Origin of the sequence: Arthrobacter sp. NPDC092385, assembly GCF_044755105.1 — a bacterium.
GTDB lineage: Bacteria > Actinomycetota > Actinomycetes > Actinomycetales > Micrococcaceae > Arthrobacter_D.
Map to the genome: position 1 here is coordinate 1 of NZ_JBIVQL010000014.1, position 22,964 is coordinate 22,964.

Genomic DNA, 22,964 nt, shown 5'->3' on the forward strand with positions numbered 1-22,964 from the left:
CACTGGCTACACTTCTACAACCACCAGCGCCCCCACGGCAGCCTCGGAGGCAAACCACCCATTACCCGGTGCAACCAACCTGCTGTCTAAGTACAGCTAGGGATACCTACCAGGGGCCGTAGGGACCGTGGTTGCCGCCGCGCCCCGAGGTCTGGCTGACGGCGGGCTTCACGTCCGCCAGGTAGACGCAGGCGGCGACGATGGCGACGAGCTGGAAGAGGTTGAACCCTCCGCGACTGCCCAGGGCGGACAGCAGGCCGACCACGACGGCACCACCCGTGAGGGCGAGCCAGAAGCCCTTGGTCCGCTTGAACGCAGCCTCGAAGGCCGTGCCGGGACGCCGCACGCAGTCGGAGAAGGCCCACACCTCGATGCCCAGGGCCACGAGGCCGAGCGCGAGGTACAGGTAGTACTGGATTGCGAAGACGAGAGCCACAGGTTCAGCTTAGCTGGCCCGCTTCGGAGGACACAGCGGGCGGTCGACGGGTGGCCGATGCTGCTATGGTCGGCCGTCGATCACGAGGGACTCGCTCATCCGGACGGACCAGCGCACGCGACAGACCGGAGTACGGGACAGACCGGAGCACCGGACGGACCGGTTTACAGAACACACCGGTTCATCCGACGGACTACGGCTCAGAGTCCGCCGTCGCGCCCACCCGCCGCCTGCCGGAGGGCCTGCTCGAGGTCCGCCCACAGGTCCTCGGGGTTCTCGATGCCGACCGAGAGGCGCACGAGAGCCTCGGGGACGGTGAGCGGCTCGGCCGGCTGGCGCCGCCGTCGTTCGACGAGCGACTCGACGCCGCCGAGCGAGGTTGCGGGAAGCCAGAGCCGGACCGCCGCGACGAGGGCGTCGGCCGTTGCGACGTCGTCGAGCTCGATGCTGACGATGCCTCCGAAGCCGTTGAACTGCGCGGCGGCGCGCTCGTGGCCGGGATCCGTGGGCAGGCCGGGGTACCGCACGCGGCGCACCGCGGGGTGGTCGGCGAGCCGGTGTGCAAGGAATGCCGCTGTGGCCTGGCTCCGCTCCATGCGCAGGGCGAGCGTCCGGAGTCCACGCAGCGCGAGCCAGACCTCGAACGGCCCCGCGATGGCTCCGTGCAGGGTCCGGTGCGCCAGGAGCCGCGCGCGAAGGGCCGGATCAGAGGTGATGAGCGCGCCAAGGACGACGTCGGAGTGGCCGGCGAGCCACTTGGTGACGGAGTGCAGGACGATGTCCACACCCGCCTCGAGCGGCCGGTGCACCATGGGGGTGTTGAAGGTGTTGTCCGCGACGACCACGGCCCCGGCGGCATGCGCGGCGTCGGTCAGGACGGACAGCTCGGCGACCTCGAGCATCGGGTTCGTGGGGCTCTCGAGCCACAGCATCACCTGGCCGGCGTCGAAGCGTGCCGCGAGCGCATCCAGGTCCGCGAGCACGGCTGCGGTGTCGGCGATGTCGACGGTTCGCAGCTCGAAGCGGCCCTGTGCGGCCAGGTCCGCGGCGAGGCTGATCGAGCCGGCGTAGGCGTGGCGTGGCATGACCACCGCTCCCCCGGTGGGGACGAGGGACAGCGCCGCGGCGGCAGCACCGAGGCCGGAACCGAAGACGAGGGCCGGCAGCCGGGCGCCCTCGAGTGCGCCGAGGGCTTCCTCGAACGGGTCCCAGGTCGGGTTGGAGCCGCGGGCATAGATGCGGTCACCCGCCTCGGGCGCGCGCGTCTCGTGGTAGGTCGTCGAGAGGACGATCGGCACGTTGACGGGCGAGTCATGTTCGCGGGGAGGACGCCCTGCCGCAACGGTGAGGGTGTCGGGGGCGAGGTCGGAGTGCAGCGGGTCCTCGCGAGGTTTCGTCATGGTGCCAGCGTAGGTCGGGATCAGGTATGTCCAAAAAATAGCCTTCACAATCGACTGGACCTAGGGCCCATCCGCTCGTCTGCTCGGCTGCCTGCCCGCCTCACCTCCCGGCGCTTCCCGAAGGCCGCGCCCTCCTGCAGACCGAGCCGGCCGCCGAATGATTCATGGACTACCGCAACGGCGACCACCTCCTCACCGCCTCACCGCCCATCCGACGACTCCTCGAACGACTGCTCCGACGGCTCCTCCAGGGACAGGAAGCTTCGAGGCGCGGCGCGCGAACACTCCTCGCCATCCGGTCGTGGGAGTGCCAGTTCCCTGTGCTTGTTCCGCCTCCGGGTGCGATCAGGGTCGATGTAGCGCGGCGGCGTGAACCACGGGATGCCGCGCTCGACCTCGATCGTCCAGTTGCCCCGCTCGATGAGCCGGTGGTGGAACGAGCACAGAAGGCATCCGTTGGAGACGTTCGTCCTTCCGCCGCCAGCCCAAGGGGTGATGTGGTGCGCCTCGGTCCAGACTGCCGGGACCGTGCAGTCGGGGAACGAGCAGCCCCTGTCCCGCGCAACAAGGGCGCGCCGCTGCGCCACACCGAAAAACCTGCGTGCACGGCCGACGTCGAGCACTTCCCCGCCGCCACCCAGCACCACCGGGATGATATCGGCGTCGCAAGCGATCTTCCGCACGGTCTGCGCGGTGACCGGGCCGCCGAACACGGTGTACCCCCGTCCCGGAGGTTCGGGGGCGATCCGGGGACGGGGAATCGACTCGTCCTTGTTGCCGCGGCGCCCCTGGTCGCTCGGTCCAGGGGTGCGCTGCAGCGACCCGTGGCTCCGGTCTCCGCACGCCCCATCGCTCGGGTGCAGGCAGCCCGGACCTTGGTCTGCCGACCCCGATGGCTGTGCGCGGTCAGTCCGATGGGTAGTGGCTGCCCCGCGCTCGGAGACGGGATGGACGTCCCTGCGAACCACTCCACGTTCCTGCAGGTCCGACATCAGTGCCTGGTAGTCGATCGTGACCATCACCTGTGGCCGATGCCCGCCGGTGGCGGGGAGCGTATCGGTGGCCAGGGCCACCTGGCAGGCTCCGACCAGCCCGTCGAGCAGCCGCTGCGCCCGGGAGCGGCGCTCCCACAACGGCGCATCGCCATCCCCCGCACCCCCGCCGGAAGGCCTGTCAGCATGATCCGCTCCCCCGGATGCTGAGGCATCGGACATCTCCCGGTCCCGCGCGGTACGCGGGTTGGTGGCGGTGTTCATGACGGTGAGCAGGAATTCGAACTGTTCATCGTCCGCCGCGATGTCGAGCCGGTGCAGGCCCCGACGCCTTCCGCGGAGGAACACACCCTGCTGCTTCCTGAGCAGTTCATCCGTGGGCTCGGCGCCGTCCGGATCCAGAGCCGACTCCCACCGCCGGATGACCACGTTGAGCAGGTCCTCGTCGGATTCGACGGCCTGGGCGGTCAGCCCGTCCTCCATGGCTTGCAGCGGCTCGGGCAGTGCAGACGGCCTGACCCGTTCGACAGCGTCCCTGATCTGGGTTGCGGCGTACGAACTGATCATCCCGTCGCCGAAAGCGGCCGCAACGGACGCGAGGGCGGCCGGCTGCGGCTCGCCGGTCGGAGTCCGCCGTGGTAACACCGACGCCCCCAGGCGAATGCGCCTCCGCGCCTCGGCCCTGGTGATCCCGATCCTGGCCCGGAGATACTCGGCGGTGTCCTTGAACTCCCGGGGGCTGTCGGGACCGACCGGACAGCCGAGCCGGCCCGGGGCCTCCCGATGCTCACCGACGGTCGCGATGTCCCGCCGATCTGCTGCGGCCGCCCCCACGACCTGTAAGTACGAGACCACCCGCGCAAGCTGCTCGAGCGCACACAGCGACTCGGCGAGATCTGCGGTGGGTGTGAAGCCGGCCTCCGCCTCGAACAGTCGGCCGAGGCTCACCACCTGAGACCGCACCAGCCCGAGGGCCTGTGCCGTTGTAACGAGTTCCTCCGAGAACGCGAGTGCCATGAACCGAGAGTATTAGTACGCATCTTCGAACGATCGCGAACCGGCTCGTATGTGGACAACTCGCCGAGCGTCCGCGTCGGCCGGCGCACGGACCACGTAATCCCCGCCCCGCCTGCACGGGCGTGCGGGGTACAGCACTGATGCTGTGGCTTGGATGTCATCGACACTCGGTAGTCTTGAGCGCGTGACCTATCCCCTCCCGCACGGGCTTCCCGGGCTCTTCATAGCGCTCGAGGGTGGCGACGGCGCCGGCAAGTCCACTCAGGCAGCACTGCTCTGCCGGGCCCTCGAGGACAGCGGCCGCACCGTGGTGCGCACGCGTGAGCCCGGTGGCACGCCCATCGGGGAGAAGCTGCGGTCCCTGGTCCTCGAGCACGGCCACGGTGAGATCGATGCCCGCACCGAAGCCCTGATGTTCGCGGCTTCGCGCGCGGCCCACGTCCACCAGGTGATCGTGCCGGCCCTGCGGCGTGGCGACGTCGTCGTCTGCGACCGCTACATCGATTCCTCCGTGGCCTACCAGGGAGCGGGGCGCGGGCTCGGCACTGCGGCCGTCCTCGATGTGAACCTCTGGGCCACCGAGGGGCTCCGCCCCGACCTCACAGTGCTGCTCGATGTCGACCCGGCGGAGGGTCGCAGCCGCCGCACCGCGGGTGCCGCCGAGGAAGACCGCCTCGAGTCCGAGCCCGACGGCTTCCATGCCAGCATCCGGTCCGCCTTCCTCGACCTCGCCCGGCAGGAGCCCCGGCGGTACCTCGTGCTGACGGCATCCGATACGCCCGAGGAACTCCACCGGGCCATCCTCGGGGCCCTGCCGCGGGTGGCCGCATGAGCACCAGCCTGCCGACCACGGGGGTGTGGGCGGAACTGCGGGGCCAGGAGCAGGTCGTGGAGCAGTTGCGCCGCGCCGCCCAGTCCGGGGCGCCGACCCACGCCTGGCTCTTCACCGGCCCGCCCGGCTCCGGCCGCTCCAATGCAGCCCGCGCCTTCGCAGCGGCGCTGCTGTGCGAGCGCGAGGCCCTCGACGAGCGCGGCTGCGGCATGTGCAAGGCGTGCCGCACCGTCCTCTCCGGAGCCCATGCCGACCTCACCAACGTCACCACGGAGAAGGTGACCATCAGCATCGACGAGGCGCGTGAACTCGTGCGGAAGGCACAGGACAAGCCGTCGACGGGCCGTTGGCGCATCATCATCGTCGAGGACGCCGACCGCATGCAGGAACGCAGCACCAACGTGCTGCTCAAGGCCATCGAGGAACCGCCGCCACGCACCATCTGGCTGCTCTGCGCACCCAGTCCGGGCGACGTCCTGGTCACCATCCGCTCGCGGTGCCGATCCGTGGGACTCCGGCTGCCGCCCGTGCAGGACGTCGCCTCACTGCTCGTGGCCCGGGACGGCATAGACCCCGCCACGGCGGAAGCAGCCGCGCGCGCAGCCCAGAGCCATATCGGGGTCGCGAAGCGGCTGGCGACCGACGACGGTGCGCGGGAGCGCCGCAACCAGATCGTGCGGCTCCCCCTGACGCTGCGTTCGGTGGCCGGTGCGATGCGCGCCGCGGCGGACCTCGTGAAGCTCGCCGAGGCGGAGGCCCAGAGCTCCTTCGAGCAGCGGGACGCCGAGGAGAGGGCCGCCCTGCTGGCGACCCTCGGAGCTCCGGAGACGGGCACCCTGCCGCCTTCCGTGCGAGCGCAGATCAAGCGCCTCGAGGAGGACCAGACGCGGCGGGCCAAGCGGTCCAAGAACGACTACTTCGATCGGGCGCTCACGGACCTCATCTCCTTCTACCGGGACGTGCTGATGCTGCAGGTCTCCAGTGGTCAGTCTCTCGTCAACGAACCGCTGCGGCCCGAACTCGAGGAGTTCGCCCGCCGGGAGAGCGCGGAAGACACCCTCCTGCGGCTCGAAGCGATCAACGAAGTCCGCACGCGGCTCGTCAGCACCAACGTGTCCCCCCTCCTCGCGATCGAAGCGATGACGGTGAGCCTCCTGTCCCGGAAGGACCTCGATCGATGACCCCTGGAACGCTGCACACCTCCGGCCGGTCACCCCGCCGTCGGTCCCTGGCACCCCTCGTGGCGGCCGCCGCCGTCGTGCTCGGCCTGGCCGGGTGCACACTCTCCTCCCCCGACGACCGGGGGGACGCCCCCGCCACGGGCATCGAGACCGCCGATCCCGCCGCGGTCGGAGAGGTGGACGAAGACCTTCGCGGCTTCTACACCCAGGAGGTGCAGTGGGAGACGTGCGAGGGATCCTTCTCCTGCGCCACGATCGAGGTACCCCTCGACTACAGCGACCCGGGCCGCAGCAGCGTCGACATCGCGGCCATCCGGTCCGACGCGACGGGAGATGCCCAGGGAACCGTCCTCGTCAACCCGGGTGGGCCCGGCGGTTCCGGCTTCAACATCGTCAAGGACTCGCTGGACTACGTCACCAGCGATCGGCTGCGGGAGGACTACGACATCCTCGGCTTCGATCCCCGCGGGGTCAACCGCTCCGATGGGGTGGAGTGCTTCACCGACGCGGAGCAGGATGCCGCCCGGCAGGAGTCCTACCCGGTGGACGTGCCCGAGGAAGAACTCCTGGCACTCATGACCGCCGACGCGCAGGAGTACGCGGATCGCTGTGCCGAACGCACCGGTGAAATGCTCGGCTTCGTGGACACGGAGTCGGCGGCACGCGACATGGACATCCTGAGGGCGGTCGTCAGCGACGAGAAGCTCAACTACCTCGGCTTCTCCTACGGTACCCAGCTCGGCGCGACCTACGCCGACCTGTTCCCCGAGCGCGTGGGGCGCCTCGTCCTCGACGGGGCCATCGATCCCTCGCTGAGCAACGAGGACGTCACCCTCGGCCAGGCGGGCGGCTTCGAGCGGGCGGTGCGCGCGTACGTCGCCGATTGCCAGCAGGGGCCGGAGTGCCCCTACCCCGGAACGGTCGACGACGGCGTGCGCCGGATCCAGGAACTGTTCGCCGACGTCGAACGTGAACCCATGGCCGCGGAGGACGGCCGCCTCGTGCCGGTCTCCACGTTCGTCCAGGGATTCATCCTGCCGCTGTACGACAACGGCAACTGGCCCACGCTCACGCAGGCGGTCACCGCCGCCCTGGCGGGTGACCCGTCGAGCATCCTCTACCTGGCGGACCTCTCCGCCGAGCGCCAGCCGGACGGGACGTACGCGGGCAATTCGACGGCCGCCTTCCTGGCCGTGAACTGCCTCGACTACCCGATGACGAGCGATCCGGCGCAGATGCGCGCCGACGAGCAGGAACTGGTCGCCGCGTCGCCCACGTTCGGCCGGTTCCTCGCGTACGGCGGCATCACCTGCGCTCCGTGGAAGTACCCGCCGGTCCTCGGCCCTGCTCCCCTGCGCGCGGAAGGTGCGGATCCGATCGTCGTCATCGGCACCACGGGCGATCCCGCCACTCCGTACGAGTGGTCCACCGCGCTGGCGGAACAGCTCGAGTCCGGCGTGCACGTCACCTGGCAGGGCGAAGGCCACACCGCCTACGGCCGGTCCAACGACTGCATCCTGGACCTCGTGGACGCCTACTTCATCGAGGGGACCGTGCCCGCGGACGGAACGCGCTGCTGAGTCCTCTCCGGCTCCGACCCGAGCCACTGCGGAAGGTGGCACATGGACGGCAGGACGACGTCGGCGCCGGCCAGCCGCAGCTCGGCCTCCGAGTGCGCGCCGGTCAGGACCCCGATGACGGCGCCGGCTCCCGCGCGCTGCCCCGCGAGCACGTCCGACGTCGTGTCCCCCGCGACCAGTACGGAACGCACGTCCTCGATGTCGAGTGCGAGGACCGCTGTGAGGATGATGTCGGGGAACGGACGGCCCCGCCCGGCGTCCGAGGGGCAGAGGCTCAGGTCGGCCAGCCCCATCCAGCCGAGGGACTCCAGGATCATGTTCTGCGTGTGGCGTCCGAACCCGGTGGCCAGGCAGATCTTCAGCCCGGCTCCGCGCAGCGCCAGGATCGCCTCCTCCGCGCCGGGGATCGGCTCGACGCCGTGCCGGGCGAGCAGGCTGTCGTACGCCGCCTCGAAAGAGCGGTTGACGTCGACAGCGGTGACGGCGTCCTCGAACAGGGACCGGAACACGAGTTCCTTGGACGTGCCCATGGTCCGTCGGGCGTAGGCCGTCATCGCCTCGAAGGCGTGGGACCCCTCCCGCACGCCGTGGGTGGCCAGTGCACGGCTGAAGGCCTCCTCCTGCAGGGCGCCCTCGTCGACGGTGGTGCCCGCCATGTCGATGACAGCGAGCGAGAATGAGCGGTCCTGCGCCATGCGGCGTCCCCTTTGCCAGCCGAACCCGCTGCGTCCGGTGCACGGGGTGCCCCTGAGCCTCCGGCATGGACCCGACCCGCAGGCGACCACCAGACGGCAGCCGAATGAACCGGGCGCTAATTCCCCGTCGCCGCGGCCATTTTGACCCCGGGCCGGAACCTCCTATAAACTCGTGGCTTGTGGATTGGACCCCGGGCTAGCCCTGGACCGTGAAGCATTGCCTCCTTAGCTCAGTCGGTAGAGCGTCTCACTCGTAATGAGAAGGTCGCCAGTTCGACTCTGGCAGGAGGCTCTACCGAGAGCCCCGGACGGTTCGCCGCCGGGGCTTTTCCGTGCGCAGGCCAGGGTGGGAAGAGCCCGCGGCGCTGGAACACCGCCGCGGGCTCTTCGGATCCGGACGGAACGGCTCAGCTGAGGGCCGGTCCCGACTCGGCGGATCCCGTCAGTTCGCCGAGGAATGCGTGGCACCTGGCCGCACGCTCCGAATCCTGGGCCATGACCTGCTCGAAGAAGTCAGCGATGTCGTCGCGACCTGCATTCCGGGCGTCACGCACGTACTGGCCGTAGTCGTGACCGGCCTTCAGCGAGTGGTACTGCAGTGAGATGAGGTCGAACGAGACGTCGTCGAACCCGGTTTCGCCAGTAGCCATGAGGCACCTCCATGCTTGGTATGAACAGGTGGTGTCAGGCTAGGACCGGCTGATTCGGCGCGGCAACGCGGAATCGGACCATCGGGAGTGCTCGCCCCCGTGCCGGGAGTCTGTTAGGCGCCGTCGACCGGGCCGTCGACCGTGTGCGTGTCTGTGTGCGTGTCCGTGTGCGGTTCCGTGTCCGCGTGCTGGAGTGCGACCACGGCACCCGACTGCAGCAGGGCCTTCAGGGCGTCGGCCCCGTCCGCATCGGCCGCAGCCGCAGCCAGATTCGCCTCGGTGACGGCGCGCAGGACCTCCTCACGCTGGATCTTCACTCCTCGGGGGGCGTCGATGCCGATGCGTATGCCGTCGCCGCGGGAATCGAGCACCGTGATGACGATGTCGTCCCCGATCAGGATCTGCTCCCCGACCTTCCGCGTTAGTACAAGCACGGTTTCACCCTATCCCGGGTTGCTCGGCCCGGCGTCGACCACGGGGCGCGTTGCGCCGGCGCCGAGGTGCCACGGCGCCTGCGGGGCGTCCGTCCTGCCAGCCGACGGGCAGGCCCAGTGCGAGGACCGTCTCGGGTGTCGCGGTCGTCGACGAGCCCACGACGGCGAGCCCGGCCGGTTCGAGGCCGGCACGCTCCATGCTCCTCGCCAGGCCGCCGACCCACGCGGCCGCGTCCGCCTCCTTGCGTCCGGCATCGACGGCGACCCACACCTGGTCGGGGCGCAGGGCGAGCAGGAGGCTCCCGTCCGTCACGGCGTCTTCCGAGGCCAGTGCGAGGAACACCGCGTGCCCGCCGTCCACGCCCGCGGCGCGTGCGGTGTTGGCGTCGAGCCGGTCATCGACCCTCCGGGCATCAGTGCTGAGCCAGCCGGGCGGGCCCGCGATCGCGGCCGCGGCCGGTAGTCCACCGGCGAAGGCCGCCGCCATGGACAGGACGACCTCCCACGCCGCCGCCGGCGCACCGACCACGACCACGAGGTCTCCGGGTGCCCGGAGGACGGCGGGAACGGGCGGGGAGGCCTCCGCCGATTCCAGCACGAGCCCTGCCAGGACCGGCAGCTCCGCGGGGTCCGCCGGATCCGGGGCGAGGTGCGGGATCACGGAGGGCGGACCGGCCGCCGGTTCCTGCGCGATCGGGACCGACGCCGCCGAGACCGACGCCGGTTCCTGCGTGATCGGGGCCGACGCCGCCGGGACCGCCGCCGGCACCGACGCCGGGACCGACGCCGGGTCTGCGGACCGGGTCGCGGCGCCGGGACGGGAGGACCCTTCGCCGACGGGCTCCGCCGGTTCTGTCGCGAATGTCAGGTTGTCCATGAGTGCCGCGAAGAGGCCCGAGTCGGTGGAGACGCCGGCGGGCGCCGCGTCCCCCGCTCCGGATCGGCGCATAGCGGGCGGTACGACGCCGGAACCGCCTGCGAGGCGCACCTCATCCAGTTCGGCCTGCAGGAGCAGGGCATCGAGACCCGAAGGGTTGGGCTCGGTGCTCCGCCGGCCGCGGGGACGGGTGGCGGGGGCGGGTTCGCCGTCGTGCTCCGGCACCTCCACGACGATCTCGTAGTGCTTCCGCGCGAGGACGCCACGGATGCCGCCCACCGTGACGAGCTCCGCGGAGACGATGAGCGCACGCGGACCGTACAGGGCTGCCGCTCGGGTCTTCAGCTCCTCGAGCGACGGACCCTCAAGATGAAACAGCTGCGGAGCCACGTACCACTCCTATCGTCTCGATGGCGACGTCGGCACTGGTGACCTCCTGGTAGGACAGCACGGGAAGTCCCGCCGCCTGCGGTCCCACGAGGCGCCTGAGGGCCGGCCGCAGCGCGGGTGCACAGACGAGCACCGCGGTGTGCCCTGCCGACTCGATGTCGGCCACCGTGGAGCGTACCGAGGCGAGGACGGCTTCCGTCCGGGCCGGGTCGAGGAGGATCTGCGTGCCCTGGTCGGACGGGCGCAGCCCTTCGAGCATGGACTGCTCGAGCAGCGGATCGATCATGATGACGCGCAGCAGTGCGCCGTCGAGGTACTGCTGGGTCACCGCCGGCCCGAGCGCGAGGCGTGCGGACTCGACCAGGCCCTCCGGATCGGACGAGGACTTCGCCTTCAGCGTCAGCGCCTCGTAGATGCGGGCGAGGTCGTTGATCGGCACCTGCTCGGACAGCAGGCCTTGCAGCACGCGCTGCACCTCTGCGAGGGACAGCAGCCCGGGGACCAGTTCCTCGACGGCGGACGGGCTGACCTGCCGCACGCCGTCGGTCAGGACGCGGACGTCCTCGCGCGTGAGGAGGCGTGCGGCGTTCGCCGTGATGACCGAGGACAGGTGCGTCACGAGGACCGAGACGCGGTCGATCACCGTGGCGCCGGCGAGCTCGGCGTTGTAGCGCAGTTCCGACGGCACCCACTTCCCCGCGAGCCCGAACACGGGTTCGACGACGGCGGTCCCGGGCAGGTGCGCCAGGTTGTCGCCGAGGGCGAGGACCTTTCCGCGGGGCGCTTCACCCCTGCCTGCCTCGACACCCGCGATCTTGATGACGTAGGTGGCGGGCGGCAGGTCGATGCTGTCCCGCGTGCGGACCGGCGGCACGACGACGCCCAGTTCCAGGGCGATCTTGCGGCGCAGGGCTCGGACGCGTCCGAGGAGGTCGTCGGGGGCACCGGTGACCACGTCCACGAGGTCCGGCGCGAGCAGCACCTCGAGGGCGTGGACCCGCATCTGCTCCAGCAGGTCGTCGGTGGTGTCCGTGCTCGGCGCGGCGGCTTGGGCCTCGAGTGCCGCAGCGGCCGTCCGGGCGTCGTCATCGGATCTCTTGAGCCTCTGTGCGATCACGATCAGGCCGGCACCGATCACGATGAACGGCAGCTTGGGCATGCCGGGGATGAGCGCCATGACGATCGCCGCCGCTCCCGCGATGCGCAGGGCGTTCTGCGACTGGCCGAGCTGCTGCGCGGCCGTCGAGCCCATGTCCGCCTCGGCGTTGGAGCGGGTCACGATCATGCCGGTGGACACCGCCATGAGCAGCGCCGGGATCTGGGTGACGAGTCCGTCGCCGATGGTCAGCAGCCCGTAGGTGGTCAGCGCTTCGGTGACGGGCAGGCCGTCCTGCAGCATGCCGATCGCGATGCCGCCCACGAGGTTGATGATGATGATGATGATGCCGGCGATCGCGTCGCCCTTCACGAACTTCGACGCACCGTCCATCGCCCCGTAGAAGTCCGCTTCCGCGGAGACCTCCGCACGCCGCTCGCGGGCCTGCGTGTCCGTGATCAGCCCGGCGTTGAGGTCGGCGTCGATGGCCATCTGCTTGCCCGGCATGGCATCCAGCGTGAAGCGCGCCCCGACCTCCGCCACGCGTTCGGCGCCCTTGGTGACGACGACGAACTGGATCACCACGAGGATCAGGAAGACCACCGCACCGATGATGATCGAGCCGCCGACGGCGACGTGCCCGAAGGCCTCGATGACCTCGCCCGCATAGCCCTCGCCGAGGACGAGGCGGGTCGAGGCGACATTCAGGCCGAGGCGGAACAGCGTGGCGACGAGCAGCAGGGACGGGAACACCGAGAAGTCCAGCGGCTTGCGCACGAACATGGTGTTCAGCAGGATCACGAGTGCCAGCACGATGTTGATGATGATGAGCACGTCGAGCAGCATGGACGGCACCGGCACCACGAGGAGCAGGACGATGCCGACGACGCCTACGGGCACCAGGAATTTCGGGAGGGAGGAGCGCATGGTCTAGAAGCCTCCGGCGGCTGCGGGTCGGACGGGCAGGGTGTGGAGGCCGCGGGCGGCCCCCCTGGTCCTGAGGGACATGACGAACGCCAGGATGCGGGCCACCTGGTCGTAGTTCTCGAACGGGATCTCCTGCCCGAGCTCGCACGCCGCATGCAGCGCACGGGCGAGCGGGATGTCGGAGACCATCGGCACGTGCTTCTTCTCCGCTTCCTCGCGGATCTTCGCGGCGATCACCCCGGCGCCCTTCGCGACGACACGCGGCGCGGACCGCCCCGGCTCGTACTTCAGCGCCACGGCCACGTGCGTCGGGTTGACGAGGACGACGTCGGCCCCGCCCACGGCGGCGATCATCCGGTTGCGGCTCATCGCGAGCTGGCGTGAGCGCCGCTGGGACTTGATGAGGGGGTCGCCGTCGGAGTTCTTGTTCTCGTCCTTGACCTCCTTCTTCGTCATGCGCGTCTTCTTGCGGTTGCGGCGCATCACCACGAGGACATCCATCGCCGCGAGCGCGAGACCGGCGACGACGGCGGCCCGCAGGAGGGCCGCGGTACCGTCCCCCGCGGTGTTCAGGAGCGAGGCGACCGAGAGCCCGCCGGCTGCCATCAGCACGGGCATGAGGTTCTGCACCACGACGACGAGCACCAGCGCGACGACGGCCGTCTTCAGGAGGGCCTTCGCGCCCTGCCACAGGGCCTGCCCGCCGAGGATCCGCTTCAGGCCGGTCACCACGTTGAACTGCTCGAACTTCCCGGAGAACTTCTTGACGTGGATGCCGCCCTGCAGGGCTGCGGTGCCGAGCACGGCCACGAGCAGCACGCCGAGGAAAGGGCCGAGGATCCCGGCCAGGGATGCGCCGCCGTCGGCCAGCGCATCGAGGGCCGCCGCCGGGTCGGGGTTCGCGATGGTGTCCGTGACGCGGACGAGCTGTTCCGTCGCCGCGTCGGACGAGCGGGAGATGAGGGAGGGCAGTAGGAGCGCGGCGGCGCCGACGCCCACCCACGCCGTGAAATCCTCGGATTTGGCGAGCTGGCCCTTGGAGCGGACGTCCTTCATCCGCTTGTCGGTGGCCTGCTCGGTCCGCTCGCCGGAATCCTCGGCCATGTCAGCCCACCCCCATCAGGAGCGAGGCGGCGTCGTCCGCGAGGGTCGAGACGACGCGCGGCAGCGCCACGAACACCACGCCGCCGAGGCTGAGCGTGATGAAGATCTTGAGCGGGAAGCCGAGGGCGAAGGCGTTGAGGGCCGGCGCGACGCGCGTCAGGAGCCCGAGGCCGACGTCGGCCAGGAAGAGGACCACGATGAGCGGCCCGGCGATCTGGACCGAGGCGAGGAAGAGCCCGGTGACGGCGCCGGTGAGGGCTTCGGCAGGCTCCGCGAGGTCGAGTCCGCCACCGAGGGGCAGCGCGCTGAAGGTGCGGACCAGCCCGGCGATGATCAGCTGGTAGCCGTCGGACGTGAAGAGCAGCGTCAGCGCGGTCAGCTGGAAGAGGCGTGCGAACTGGGCGCCGTTGACCATGGACTGCGGATCGAAGCCCTGGGCCAGCGAGAAACCGCCGAAGAGGTCGATGAGGCTTCCGGCGGACTGGATGGCGGAGAAGACCACCAGCACCAGGAAGCCCAGTGCGGCGCCGACCACCAGTTCGAGCACCAGCGCGCCGATGTACCGGCCGGTGCCGCCCGTCTCGTAGCCGCCGGTGACCTGCGGAGAGACCGCGAGGGCGAGCCCGACGGCGAACATCGCCTTCACGCGGGCCGGGATGCCCTTGTAGGAGAAGGGCGGGGCGATCACGAGGAAGGCGACGATCCGCACGCCGGCGAGCATGACGGCCTCGATCCGCGACTGGTCCAGCTCGATCTCCATGTCACCCGCCCCCGAGCAGGCCGGGGATGCGCTCGAACATCTCGTGGGTGAAGGAGATCATCTCGGAGATCATCCAGTGGCCGCAGACGAGCAGGGCCAGGCACACGGCGGCGGCCTTCGGCACGAAGGAGAGGGTGACCTCCTGGATCTGGGTGATGGACTGCAGCAGGGAGATGGCGAACCCGACCACGAGGGCGGTCAGGAGGACGGGCGCGGACAGCTTGGCCGCGGCCCAGATGCCGGCGAGCCCGATGTCGAGGACGGCGTTGGTATCCACGTCAACCGCCCTGGTAGCTGTTGATGAGGGAGGTGATGATGAGGCCCCAGCCGTCCACGAGGACGAACAGCAGAATCTTGAACGGGAGCGAGATCATGACGGGCGGAAGCATCATCATGCCCATGGACATCAGCGCCGCGGAGACCACGAGGTCGATCACGAGGAACGGCACGAAGATCACGAATCCGATGATGAACGCAGCCCGCAGCTCCGAGATCATGAAGGCCGGGATCAGGGTGGTCAGCGGGACGCTCGCGGCGTCCTGCGGATTCGGCTGGCCGGCGGCGCGCGTCATGAGCGCCAGGTCCTCTTCGCGGGTGTGCGCCATCATGAAGGTCTGCAGTGGGCCGGCCCCGTCCGTGAGGGCCTCGGTGAACGTCGTCGAGCCGCTGAGGTAGGGCTGCACCGCGAGCTCGTTGATCTCGGTGAGCACCGGCGCCATGATGAACAGCGACAGGAACAGGGCCAGTCCCGCGAGCACCTGGTTGGGCGGGATGGACGGCAGCGAGAGTGCGTTGCGCGTCATCGCGAGCACCACGAAGATCTTCGTGAAGGACGTCATCATCAGCAGCAGCGCCGGTGCCACCGAGAGCAGCGTGATGCCGATGAGCGTGAGGACGGCGGAGCTCGGCTCGCCGTTGATCCCGTTGATCTCGACCGAGAGACCGTCGTCGGCTCCCGGAGCGGTAGGCGCCGTGGGGTCCGCGGGCGCCGACGGCGCAACCGGGCCGGGAACGCTCGGGTCCAGCTCGCCCGCATGGCCGGCGGCGGCTCCGAGGAGGATGACCACGACGGCGAGCAGGACGGTCGAGGCGGCCAGGAGTGCCGACCCCACGAGCGGAGGCAGGGCGGGCACCCGCGAGCGCGCGCCGTCCGAACGGGCGGCGCGGGCGGCGCGGGCGGAACGGGACGGACGCGCGGAGGACAGGGCCGCCGTCGTCACCCCGCCCGTCCCTGGCGCAGGAATGCAGTGGTCTGCTTCCAGGTGGCGGGCGAGAGGATGGACCCCTGGAGGGGTGCAGCGTGCGGTGCGGGCACGGCCGACCGGGCGGCACGCGCGGAACGGCGCGTCGGCGGCTCGGCCTCGGCCGGCGGCGCCATCGCGGCCAGGCGCAGCGACGCCGCGAATCGGGCATCGGCGGTCTCTCCCGGCAGGCCTGGGGTAGCCGCCGGCACGGCGGCGGATCCGGGCGCCGCGGCCACGGCGTCCTCCGCGGGTACCGCCTGCAGCGCACGCGGAGCGGAGGCGGAGTGCAGGACCGACACCGACTGCTCGGTCACCCCGAGGTAGAACCGGGTGCCCTCGGCGTCGACCACCACCATCGAGGCCTTCGGGCCGATTCCCTGCCGTGCCACCACGGAGACGAGCCCTGCTCCGGCGCGGTTGCCGTTGATCTTCGAGACCTTCCGGTGCAGCACGAAGAGCAGCGCGAGCACCACGCCGAGGGACAACAGCACCCTCAGGGCGAGGACCACGGCGTCCACTAGAGGGCGCCGTCTGTGACGTCGAGGATCTGGGTGATGCGCACGGCGTAGTCCTGGTCGACGACGACCACCTCGCCGTGTGCGACGAGGCGGCCGTTGAGCAGCACGTCCGCCGGAGCGCCGGCGGAGCGGTCGAGCTCGATCACGGCGCCGGGTTCGAGGTCCAGGACGTCGCGCACCGACATGCGGGTGCGGCCGATCTCGACGGTCATCGCCATCTCCACGTTGCTGATCCGGCCGAGGTTGATGCCGTTGGCCGGAGCCGAGGATCGGCGGGGTGCCGCGCCGGGCTTGGCGCCGCGCAGGCGCACGGCGAACCAGCCGACGGTACCGGAGGGACCGGTGAGGCGGAAGACGGATGTCTCGGTGTCGGTGAACAGCGGCAGCGCATCCTGGACGGCGGGGGCTCCGAGGACGCCGTCCCCGAGGGACGACGACGCCGCGTCCAGCGCCGATGCCATGACGTCCGCCGGCGAGACCAGCGGCGAAAGGGTCCCGGCCGCCGCGATCAGCGGCTTGGTGTCGAGCAGTACGACGGCGAGGTCCGCGGAAGCGGTTCCCACGAAGGACGCCACGACGGCGGTCGAGGCGCTCGCGGCAGGGACCTCGGAGGCCGCGCACAAATCGGCGGTGAGGGGGCCCGGCAGGGGAAGGCGGACGGCGAGTGATGCAGCGGCCTCGTACTCGGCGGTGGTGGTGTTCATGGTGCGGTGTTCTCCTCGGTGGTCACTACTACGCAGGCAAGGCGGGAGCCGTTCTGGCCCAGGGCCGCCTCGCCGAGCCGCTTCCCGTCGACGGCGAGCTCGAACGGCCGGTGCTGGGAATGGTTCAGTTTCAGGACATCCCCGACGGCGAGGTCGAGGATGCGGGACGGCAGGACCGGCAGCGCGGTGAGCTGCACGGCGACTTCCACCGGCACGTGCGCGACCTGCTGCTCGATCAGCTCACGTGCGTCCTCGCCGGTGGCCATGGGGTTCGCATCGCCCAGCTGCGGGAGCAGGAGCTGCGCGGGCATGGCGACCGTCGCCGGGCTCGAGCGCTCGCCGACGCGGATCTCGAACGTGCCCACGATCATCAGCTCGGTGGTCGATGCCGCCTGCGCGAACTGCGAGTTGTACTGGATGGAGTCGATCCCGAGCTGGTGGGTCAACACCGAACCCAGCGAGTAGTGCAGCCCCTCGAGGGCGTCGTCCATGAGGCGCCGGATGAGTGCCTGCTCGATCTGCGTGAACTTCCGCTCGCCGGGTGGAACGGTCCCGTGGCCGCCGAGCATCGAGTCCACCCAGTGGAGGCCCGCGGACGCAGGGAACTGGATGACGGCCTTGCTCGGGTGGTCGGGGATCGCGCACAGGACCATCGCCGTCGTGGGCGGCAGGGACGCGGCGTACTCGTTGTACGTCTGCATCAGGACCTGCTCGCTCGTGACCCGCGAGATCACGCGGACCTTCGCGGTGAGCTGCGTGCCCCACTGGCGGGCGAACGTCTCGAAGGCGAGTTCGAGCACGCGGGAGTGTTCACGCGCGAGCGTGGTGGGCCGGCGGAAGTCATAGACCTCCACCGCCCTGGCGGATGCCGAGGGCACGCCAAAGGAGAGTTGTTCCTGGACCGTCACGCCAGCGACTATCGGACGCCGACGGCGGGGTGTTAGCGGTTTGCGTACCGGTCAGGTACCCGCGGCGATCTCCGGGATCAGGGCGCGCACCCCTTCGGGCTCGTCCGAGTGCACCACGATGTCCACGCGTCTGTTCAACTCGAGCTCCGCCTCGCTGGTGCCTGGCGCGAGTGGCCGCGACTCGCCGTAGCCGATGGCGGAAAGCCGCGGCGCGGGTACGCCCCCGGTGTCGATGAGGTTCCGCACCACGTTGACGGCCCGCTCGGTGGACAGCTCCCAGTCGAGTGGCCGGGGAACGGATTGGGGCAGGCGCGCCGTATGGCCCTCGACGCCCACCTCGTTCGGGACGGACGCCAGGACCGGCCCCACGCTCTCGAGAACGCGCAGCGTCTGCTCGGTGAGCTGGGAGCTGTCCGGCAGGAAGAAGGTCTCGGAACCGACCAGCCGGATGGTCAGGCCGCGCTCGTCGATCACGTACCGGACGGCCTCGGCGAGGTCGCGTTCGCGGAGTCCGGCGTCGATGCGCTCCTGCAGTGCGCGGAGGTTCTCGACCTCCTGGACGGCCCGCTCACGGTCCGTCGTCGGCTCGGCGGCATCCCCTCCTGCCGACGGCGACGGCGACGGCATGGGTGCCGTGACGGCAGCTGACCCCGCCTCCTCCTCCGGGGTCACGGGAGACGCGTCCACGACCGCCGCTCCCCCGGTGAAGGACTCGCCCTCGTCGTTGGCGTGCTCTGCCGGGACCACGGTGCCCTCGGCCGTATCGACCGTGGCCGTCTCCACCGATCCGAAGCCTGTGGCGAGTGAGGCGCGCAACTGCTCGAACTTCTGCTGGTCCACGGAGGACATCGCGTAGAGGACGATGAACATGCACATCAGCACGGTGACCATGTCCATGTAGGACGCCATCCACCGTTCGTCCGGGTGTTCCTCGCCGTGGTCCTCGCCGCGCCGCTTGCGGTGCGGGCGCTTGCTCACGCGGCGGCCTTGCCCTGCGCTGCGGAGGGTCCGGCGTCGCCCTTCGCTCCCTTGCCCTTCGCTGCGTCCTTGCCGCCCTTGCCCTGGGCGTGCTGCGGAACCATGGCCTTCAGCCGCTCGCCCAGCAGGCGGGGCTGGCTCCCGGCCTGCACCGCGAGGACACCCTCCATCAGGAGTGTCATGCGGGCCGTCTCCATCTCACCGAGGCGCTTGATCCGGGTACCGATGGGAAGCCAGAGGAAGTTCGCCGAGAGCAGCCCCCACAGCGTCGCGACGAAGGCCGCAGCGATCATCGGCCCCAGCTTGTCGGGACTGGAGAGGTTCTCGAGCACGTGGGTCAGTGAGACGACGGTCCCGATGATGCCCACGGTCGGGGCGTACCCGCCGAGCCCCGCGAAGAATTTCGACGCCGTGCGGTGGGTCTGGGAGGCGGAGTCGATCTCGTCCTCGAGCATCTCGCGCAGTTCCTCGCCGTCCGTGCCGTCCGCGATGTTCTGCAACGCTCCGCGCAGGAAGGGGTCCTTGACGGTGTTGGCTTCCTCCTCGAGGGCCAGCAGCCCCTCGCTCCGCGCCTTCTCCGCGAGGACCACGACGCTGTCGATCGTGTCCTGGGGAGGCGTACTCCTGCCCATCAACGCCGGGGGCACGGCCTTCACGGCGACCAGGAAGTCCTTGAGCGTGCCGCCGGCGATACCGATGGCGAGGGTGGCGCCGAACACGAGGATCATCGGGGCGGGCAGCAGGAGCGCCTCGACGCTCGCATGTTCCAGGGTGATCATCGCGTACAGCGCACCGAAGGCGATGAGAATGCCGACGATTGTTGCGGGATCCATTTACGTGTTCCTTGGTCGGAGCTGGGTGGGCGTGCCTGCGTCCGGAGTGTGATCAGGGTGTGCGGTACCGGGTTCCGCGTCGTGCTCCCGGACCAGCCCGAGCGGACGGTGCCCGGACGGGCCCGCCGGTCCTCCGCCGTCAGCGGGATCCGCGGGATCCAGTGTCAGGAACCGGGCGAGGGAGATGATGCGCGCGCGGTAGGAGGTGATGAGGTCGATCACCTCGTCGAGCGATTCGGTGACGATGTACTTCGCGCCGTCCACCATCACCAGGGTGGTGTCGGGGCTCTCGTGGATGCGCTCGATGAGGTCAGGGTTCACCGCGAACTGGCTCTCGTTGAGCCTGGTCACCACGATCATCGGACATCCTGGGGTCGGGACGCCCCGGCGGGGCCTCTTCCCACCACTGTCGGCAGGCATGGCGGTTTCGTAAGAGCGGCGATCCGCTCCGGGCCGGTCACTCCCCCCGGGTGAGGGTCCCTGCCGGGTGCCGGAGCCTGCGCTGCCACGGCACCCGGCCGGAGACCTAGCGCTTGAGGTTCGCGAGTTCCTGGAGAACCTCGTCCGAGGTGGTGATGATGCGGGCGTTCGCCTGGAAGCCGCGCTGGGCGACGATCAGGTTCGTGAACTCCTGCGAGAGGTCCACGTTCGACATCTCGAGGCTGCCGGCGTCGAGGGACCCGAGGCCGTTGGCCCCGGCGGCGCCGATCTCCGCCGCGCCCGAGTTCGCCGTTGCGCGGTAGGACGAGCCGCCCGCCTTCTCCAGGCCCGCGGGGTTCACGAACCCGGCGAGCGCGACCCGGCCCAGGGGCTGGCGGTTGCCGTTGCTGAAGGCTCCGACCAGGGTGCCGTCAGCGCCCACGGTGAAGGACTCGAGGGTGCCCGCCGCCCGGCCGTTGCGCTCGGAGATGGAGACGGTCTTGAGCTCGGCGAAACCGGTGACGGCCGAGAGGTCGACGGCGATGCCGCCCACCGTGACGGACGAACCGGCCGCGGCCTGGCCGTTGGGGAGCAGGAGTTCGGTGGTGCCCGCGGCACCGTTCGCGTCCTGGCCCGCGACGGTCCAGCCGGTTGCCGATCGCGTGAAGGTCAGGGTGACGTTGCGGGGGGTGCCGTCCGCACCGTACACCTCCTTCTCCTGCAGGATCCGGGTGCCTACGGCGGCATCGGAGGGGAGGTTGCCCGTGACCCGCGCCGTCGTCGTCGCCTGCGCCGGGGAGACCGCACCCTTCGGCATCCGCAGGTCGCCGACGGCCCCGCCCTGCTGGACGACGCCGTTGACGGCGGGCCAGCCCTGGACGAGTGAACCGTCCGGAGTGACGAGCCGGCCCTCGGCGTCGGGGGTGAACGCGCCGGCCCTCGTGTACAGGGTCTCGCCGCCGAGGCGCGTGATGAAGAAGCCGTCACCGTTGATCATCATGTCGGTGGAGCGGCCGGTCGCCTGAGCCGAGCCCTGGGAGAAGTTGGTGACGACACCGGCCACCTGCACACCGAGGCCCACCTGGGCGGGGTTGGTGCCGCCGAGCGCTTCCTGCGGTGCGCCTGCGCCCTGGGTCAGCTGGGACAGCGTGTCCTGGAACTGGGTGGCTGAGGCCTTGAATCCGGTGGTGTTGACGTTGGCGATGTTGTTGCCGGTGACGTCGAGCATGGTCTGGTGGGAGCGGAGCCCCGAGATGCCGGAGTAGAGCGAGCGAAGCATGGTGGTGCCTTTCGGTGCGGAGGGCTGATCAGGGTCTCTGGTGCGGGGTCATGAAGCGGGTGGGGCGGTGGGTAGGGTGCCGACCCCGGACACGAGGTCCAGGGCGATGCTCCTGCCGCCGATGGTGACGGTGGGGACGGGGCCGCTGTAGGAGACGGCGGTCGCGAGGCCGCGCGTCATGATGCCGTCGGCGCCCGTGTAGGAGACCTCGTTGCCGAGGAGCGCGGCAGCGGAGGAGCGCATCTGGAGGTGGAAGTTCTCCTCGTTGATTCCCGTCATCTGCGTGATCTTCTCCATCATGGCCAGCTGCGTGGTCTGGGAGATCATCTGGTTGGTGTCCATGGGAGCGCTCGGGTCCTGGTTGCGCAGCTGGCTCACGAGCAGCGACATGAAGACCTCGGAGTCCATGGCCTGCTTGCGGGTCCCGGCAGCAGGTGTCTCGGTGGGGGCGAAGGTCGCGGGGGCGACCGCATCTATGGGCATGGCAGTCCTTCCGGGTCAGGCGAAGAGGTCGAGGGTCGAGGAGCCCGGGACCGGGCGGCTGGTCCAGGGTGTCGGGGTGGCAGCGGGCCGGTGTTCCGGCGAGGGAGCGGGCTCCGGTGATTCCCTGCGCGCCCGGCCCTGGCCGTCGTCCGGGGTGCCGGTGCCGAGATCGAGGGAGGCGGACAGGCCCGACGACGACGCTTCGCGCCGCAGCTCCGGAAGCGCCTGCTTCAGGGCTTCGCGTCCCGTGTCGGTGGCCGAGAAGAACTCGATCCTCGTGCCGTCCGGGGAGAAGCTGGCGCGGATGCTGATGGGACCGAGATCGTCCGGCGCGAGGGTGACGGTAATGGTGCTCGTTCCGCCGGGGGCTTCGGCCGCGGTCTGCGCGAGCGCGAATGCGGGTGCGCCGAGTTGCTGGGGCAGCGGCACGGCGGGTGGGCGGACCGGTGCGTTCGTGGGAGGAGAGCTCCCGACGACGGCGGCCGCCGGTGCCTGCTGCACGGGCACCGCCCCCTCCGTCCGGAGAGCGGCAGGGAGCTGGGCCGCATCCATGTGCTCCGCCGATGGTGCGGGAACGGACGCTGCCTGGCCGGGTGAGCTGCTGCCGGGTGCCGGCGGGGTGGTGCCGGAAGCCGGGTCCGCTGGAGGGCCCTGCGCCGTGAGCGGCGCCGGAGAGCTTGCGCTGGCCGTGCTGCCTGGCGTTGCAGCGGGCGTTGCGCCCTCCACGGCTCCGCCGCTCGTCCCGCCCTCCGCAGGCGCCCCACCTCCGGCAGCCGCTGCCGGAGCCGGCAGCGCTGCTGTCACTGGCGTCACCGGCAGCGATGCTGTCACAGGCGTCACCGGCGTCGGGGTGACGGGCATCGCCGGAGCCGTCTGGTCGCTGGAGCCGGAGCCGGCAGCAGCCGTACCGGAGCCGGAGCCGACAGCAGCCGTACCGGAGCCGATGCTCGTGGGCGCGGCCGGGGCCGCTGGCACGAGTGCCTCGGAAAGTGCCGCGGCCGGGGCCATGGCGGGAGTCGGATCATCCGTGCCGGCGGGCTCCGCATCGGTCGAGGACCGGCTGGTGCTTGGGCCACTCGCTGTGCCCGGTGTGGTGGCGGCTGGTCCCGCAGCAAGTGCGTCACTCACCGCTGGGCCCGTGTCACCCCGGACGGCAGCAGTCTGCACCGCCGCACCGGCTGCCGGAGCGCCGGATGATCCCGCGGGCGTGCCGACAGCGACACCAG

At 70.5% G+C, this 22,964-nt stretch carries 25 protein-coding genes and 1 tRNA gene; 5 read left to right on the forward strand and 21 right to left on the reverse strand.

All coding sequences use genetic code 11. The features are described from left to right. On the forward strand, positions 1-90 hold a 90-nt coding region (locus ACIQCY_RS15175; RefSeq protein ID WP_400484802.1), incomplete at its 5' end, for an integrase core domain-containing protein. Between the two features lie 16 nt (positions 91-106). Here ACIQCY_RS15175 and ACIQCY_RS15180 read toward each other — a convergent pair. From ACIQCY_RS15180 to ACIQCY_RS15190, 3 genes are all read right to left on the reverse strand, one after another. Continuing rightward, the gene (locus tag ACIQCY_RS15180) at positions 107-436 is read right to left on the reverse strand and encodes a DUF2516 family protein (protein ID WP_400484736.1); all 330 of its coding nucleotides are present in this window, start codon (positions 434-436) and stop codon (positions 107-109) included. A 200-nt stretch (positions 437-636) separates the two neighbouring features. Beyond that, entirely contained in the window at positions 637-1,836 is a 1,200-nt protein-coding gene (locus ACIQCY_RS15185) for a trans-sulfuration enzyme family protein (protein ID WP_400484737.1), read from the reverse strand. A 200-nt stretch (positions 1,837-2,036) separates the two neighbouring features. Then, complete coding sequence (locus ACIQCY_RS15190; protein WP_400484738.1) at positions 2,037-3,845, reverse strand: DUF222 domain-containing protein; 1,809 nt, start codon at positions 3,843-3,845, stop codon at positions 2,037-2,039. A gap of 154 nt (positions 3,846-3,999) precedes the next feature. On the opposite strand from ACIQCY_RS15190, the gene tmk reads away from it, so the two are divergent. From tmk to ACIQCY_RS15205, 3 genes are read left to right on the forward strand one after another with little or no spacing between them, the layout of a single operon-like run. Continuing rightward, positions 4,000-4,677, forward strand: coding sequence for a dTMP kinase (gene tmk / locus ACIQCY_RS15195; protein ID WP_400484739.1), 678 nt, complete (start codon positions 4,000-4,002; stop codon positions 4,675-4,677). Next, positions 4,674-5,858 carry a DNA polymerase III subunit delta' gene (locus tag ACIQCY_RS15200; RefSeq protein ID WP_400484740.1) on the forward strand — a complete coding sequence of 395 codons (1,185 nt, stop codon included), beginning with the start codon at positions 4,674-4,676 and terminating at the stop codon, positions 5,856-5,858. Before tmk ends, ACIQCY_RS15200 begins: the two co-directional genes overlap by 4 nt. Then, positions 5,855-7,438, forward strand: coding sequence for an alpha/beta hydrolase (locus tag ACIQCY_RS15205; protein WP_400484741.1), 1,584 nt, complete (start codon positions 5,855-5,857; stop codon positions 7,436-7,438). Before ACIQCY_RS15200 ends, ACIQCY_RS15205 begins: the two co-directional genes overlap by 4 nt. On the opposite strand, the gene ACIQCY_RS15210 is transcribed toward ACIQCY_RS15205, so the two are convergent. After that, a complete protein-coding gene (locus ACIQCY_RS15210) occupies positions 7,393-8,133 on the reverse strand; it encodes an HAD family hydrolase (protein WP_400484742.1) in 741 nt (246 codons plus the stop codon). The genes ACIQCY_RS15205 and ACIQCY_RS15210 overlap by 46 nt on opposite strands. A gap of 219 nt (positions 8,134-8,352) precedes the next feature. Between ACIQCY_RS15210 and ACIQCY_RS15215 the strand changes: the two genes are divergently transcribed. Beyond that, positions 8,353-8,425: transfer RNA gene (locus ACIQCY_RS15215), tRNA-Thr, on the forward strand. Between the two features lie 115 nt (positions 8,426-8,540). Here the strand turns inward: ACIQCY_RS15215 and ACIQCY_RS15220 are convergent. From ACIQCY_RS15220 to ACIQCY_RS15300, 17 genes are all read right to left on the reverse strand, one after another. Then, positions 8,541-8,783 carry an acyl carrier protein gene (locus tag ACIQCY_RS15220; protein ID WP_400484743.1) on the reverse strand — a complete coding sequence of 81 codons (243 nt, stop codon included), beginning with the start codon at positions 8,781-8,783 and terminating at the stop codon, positions 8,541-8,543. Positions 8,784-8,896: 113 nt separating this feature from the next. Beyond that, the gene (csrA, locus tag ACIQCY_RS15225; protein ID WP_400484744.1) at positions 8,897-9,217 is read right to left on the reverse strand and encodes a carbon storage regulator CsrA; all 321 of its coding nucleotides are present in this window, start codon (positions 9,215-9,217) and stop codon (positions 8,897-8,899) included. A 4-nt stretch (positions 9,218-9,221) separates the two neighbouring features. Beyond that, positions 9,222-10,484: a hypothetical protein gene (locus ACIQCY_RS15230; protein ID WP_400484745.1), complete on the reverse strand. Its 1,263-nt coding sequence runs from the start codon at positions 10,482-10,484 to the stop codon at positions 9,222-9,224. After that, positions 10,459-12,507 carry a flagellar biosynthesis protein FlhA gene (locus tag ACIQCY_RS15235; RefSeq protein WP_400484746.1) on the reverse strand — a complete coding sequence of 683 codons (2,049 nt, stop codon included), beginning with the start codon at positions 12,505-12,507 and terminating at the stop codon, positions 10,459-10,461. The genes ACIQCY_RS15230 and ACIQCY_RS15235 overlap by 26 nt, the downstream gene beginning before the upstream one ends. Positions 12,508-12,510: 3 nt before the next feature. Continuing rightward, positions 12,511-13,611 (reverse strand): flagellar biosynthesis protein FlhB, encoded by a 1,101-nt coding sequence (locus tag ACIQCY_RS15240; protein WP_400484747.1) that lies wholly within the window; start codon positions 13,609-13,611, stop codon positions 12,511-12,513. Position 13,612: 1 nt separating this feature from the next. After that, positions 13,613-14,371, reverse strand: a complete 759-nt coding sequence (locus ACIQCY_RS15245) for a flagellar biosynthetic protein FliR (RefSeq protein WP_400484748.1) — start codon at positions 14,369-14,371, stop codon at positions 13,613-13,615. A gap of 1 nt (position 14,372) precedes the next feature. After that, positions 14,373-14,648 carry a flagellar biosynthesis protein FliQ gene (gene fliQ, locus ACIQCY_RS15250; protein WP_208739138.1) on the reverse strand — a complete coding sequence of 92 codons (276 nt, stop codon included), beginning with the start codon at positions 14,646-14,648 and terminating at the stop codon, positions 14,373-14,375. Position 14,649: 1 nt separating this feature from the next. Then, positions 14,650-15,468, reverse strand: a complete 819-nt coding sequence (gene fliP, locus ACIQCY_RS15255; RefSeq protein ID WP_400484803.1) for a flagellar type III secretion system pore protein FliP — start codon at positions 15,466-15,468, stop codon at positions 14,650-14,652. Between the two features lie 119 nt (positions 15,469-15,587). Then, positions 15,588-16,133 carry a FliO/MopB family protein gene (locus tag ACIQCY_RS15260; RefSeq protein ID WP_400484749.1) on the reverse strand — a complete coding sequence of 182 codons (546 nt, stop codon included), beginning with the start codon at positions 16,131-16,133 and terminating at the stop codon, positions 15,588-15,590. After that, complete coding sequence (fliN, locus tag ACIQCY_RS15265) at positions 16,133-16,837, reverse strand: flagellar motor switch protein FliN (RefSeq protein ID WP_400484750.1); 705 nt, start codon at positions 16,835-16,837, stop codon at positions 16,133-16,135. The genes ACIQCY_RS15260 and fliN overlap by 1 nt, the downstream gene beginning before the upstream one ends. After that, positions 16,834-17,745 carry a flagellar motor switch protein FliM gene (locus tag ACIQCY_RS15270; RefSeq protein WP_400484751.1) on the reverse strand — a complete coding sequence of 304 codons (912 nt, stop codon included), beginning with the start codon at positions 17,743-17,745 and terminating at the stop codon, positions 16,834-16,836. The genes fliN and ACIQCY_RS15270 overlap by 4 nt, the downstream gene beginning before the upstream one ends. A 51-nt stretch (positions 17,746-17,796) precedes the next feature. Then, positions 17,797-18,723 carry a flagellar motor protein MotB gene (locus ACIQCY_RS15275; protein ID WP_400484752.1) on the reverse strand — a complete coding sequence of 309 codons (927 nt, stop codon included), beginning with the start codon at positions 18,721-18,723 and terminating at the stop codon, positions 17,797-17,799. Further along, positions 18,720-19,556 (reverse strand): motility protein A, encoded by an 837-nt coding sequence (locus ACIQCY_RS15280; RefSeq protein ID WP_400484753.1) that lies wholly within the window; start codon positions 19,554-19,556, stop codon positions 18,720-18,722. The genes ACIQCY_RS15275 and ACIQCY_RS15280 overlap by 4 nt, the downstream gene beginning before the upstream one ends. After that, positions 19,557-19,916 (reverse strand): flagellar FlbD family protein, encoded by a 360-nt coding sequence (locus ACIQCY_RS15285; protein ID WP_400484754.1) that lies wholly within the window; start codon positions 19,914-19,916, stop codon positions 19,557-19,559. It abuts the gene before it with no gap. Between the two features lie 166 nt (positions 19,917-20,082). Continuing rightward, a complete protein-coding gene (locus ACIQCY_RS15290; protein ID WP_400484755.1) occupies positions 20,083-21,255 on the reverse strand; it encodes a flagellar hook protein FlgE in 1,173 nt (390 codons plus the stop codon). 48 nt (positions 21,256-21,303) lie between these two features. Next, the gene (locus tag ACIQCY_RS15295) at positions 21,304-21,738 is read right to left on the reverse strand and encodes a flagellar hook assembly protein FlgD (RefSeq protein ID WP_400484756.1); all 435 of its coding nucleotides are present in this window, start codon (positions 21,736-21,738) and stop codon (positions 21,304-21,306) included. Positions 21,739-21,753: 15 nt separating this feature from the next. Then, positions 21,754-22,746 (reverse strand): flagellar hook-length control protein FliK, encoded by a 993-nt coding sequence (locus ACIQCY_RS15300; RefSeq protein ID WP_400484757.1) that lies wholly within the window; start codon positions 22,744-22,746, stop codon positions 21,754-21,756. Positions 22,747-22,964: the final 218 nt, after the last annotated feature.